At 59.4% G+C, this 1,740-nt stretch carries 1 pseudogene; it reads left to right on the forward strand.

Annotated features, from left to right (window positions below):
- Positions 1-659: 659 nt before the first annotated feature.
- Positions 660-1,740: pseudogene (locus NW860_RS07105) on the forward strand (type II secretion system protein); the annotation flags it as partial.

A 1,740-nucleotide genomic window follows, 5' to 3' on the forward strand; every position in this document is an offset into this window, starting at 1 on the left:
ACGGCTGGCTGACTAGCCCGAGAGACCAGTACGAACGCGACACAGGGTTTGCCACGAACGGGACTGTGGGCCCTCTGCCCCTAGAGGCTCAAGATCGCAACCTGCCCTACCTGCGGGCGGTGCGCTGGCCGGATCCAACCTATCCTGTTCAGCATCGGAGGCTTGGCGTTCCAGGGGAATCCTTCATGATAGAAGAAGACCAGAGAGGACCAAGGTGCGATCCCTCAGGTGATTGGAACACTCCATACGACGAGCGAGCCTCACGGTGGTGGGCCTGCATTCGGGACGCTTTGGAAACAGATGAAGATGGCCGGGTTTCCGGCTGGCGGCCAGGTAGTCCAGGAAATCCTCCAAATCCAAATAATAGTTTTGCCCGCTGGGTCCGCGGTACCAATCTGCCGGTTTGGGGTGGGTTCTACTACCTGTTTGGCAACCAGAATTATCAGAACACCAACTCCCCCTTCCTCTGGCCCTGGGGTGGCTGGCCTTTGAGGGATGATCGGTGGAATGATCAACCCACTCTTCCCAAGGCTGACTTTTTGTGGATGCCAAGATGCAGTGAGCCGGATACGTCTCAATCTCCCGCTGATGCTCCAGACATAGTAGGCAGGGGCAACATAGGCTTCTGGCGCTCCTGCTGGCGGCGTAGAGGAGGATCATTGGGAAGTGGCAACAGCTGGGGCAACGACTTTTTCGTGGTGCGCTGGGTCGGGGAGCTGTACCCCCGTTGGCCTGGGGTTGCCACCTACAACCTCAACACCAACGATGGAGGCCGGATCATCATCCGCAGGAACCCTGCCTATAGGCTTGGAGAAGGCGAGCCAACACCCTTCTTTCAAGGTTTTCTCCGCAACGAAGGCGACACCTTTCTGAACACGACACAAGACGGAGACCCAGAAAACGATGCTGTTGGCGTCGAGGCGTGGCGGGATGGCGACAACCGGGTGAGCTTCCGGCTGGAGCTGCAATGTGCAGACCCTGGGCGGCCTTCTCCCTACCTAGTGGAGATCCAAGCTTACGAGAACGATGGCAATGCTTTTGTCCGCCTTACAACCCAGGGAGATGGGCATCCTCTGGAAAACTACGACCTGCGCTACCTCAAGCCCTTGCAGCCAGTCAACAAGCCATGCCAGCCGGATCCTCGGGTGGCTCCTGAGCGGCCTTACCAGGCGCATTGCCAGACCTGCGAGCCCATCTGGTATCCCCCCTGCCCGACCAATATCTGTCAGCCTGAAACCATTATCCAAACAGCAAGGTTGCCTGATGGCTGCCCAGGCCAGCCACCACCACCTCGAGAGGTTACCTGCCAACCTCCGAGGACCTGCGGTGCTTGGTCTGAATGGACTCCTGAGTGTACGGTGGCCAACGGTGGCACCAGAGTCACCCAAACTCGCAGCCGCAACTGCACAGTTTGCGGAACCAGCTACACCGAGACGCAATCCCAGACGGTCGACTGCCGGCAGACCTGCAACTACGACTGGGGGCCTTGGACGCCGGCCAGTTGCGATGAGGTCATCGGCCAAATCGACTGTGGCACAACCAGAACGTTTACCCAAACCCGGAGGGGCACCCTCATCGCCAGCACCAGCAGCCCAACCTGTGAGGACACTGCAACGGAGACCCGACCTTTGCGCTGTCAAGGTCGGCCTTGCGGGTCGAGCACCTTTGCCCCAGAAACTCGTTCTAAGAGCCCCTTGGGCGAGTGGATGGCAGCCAAGCCCAACACGGTGGAGCTGCGCC

It is taken from the genome of Synechococcus sp. F70.1 (assembly GCF_047502745.1).
Lineage (GTDB): Bacteria > Cyanobacteriota > Cyanobacteriia > Thermostichales > Thermostichaceae > Thermostichus.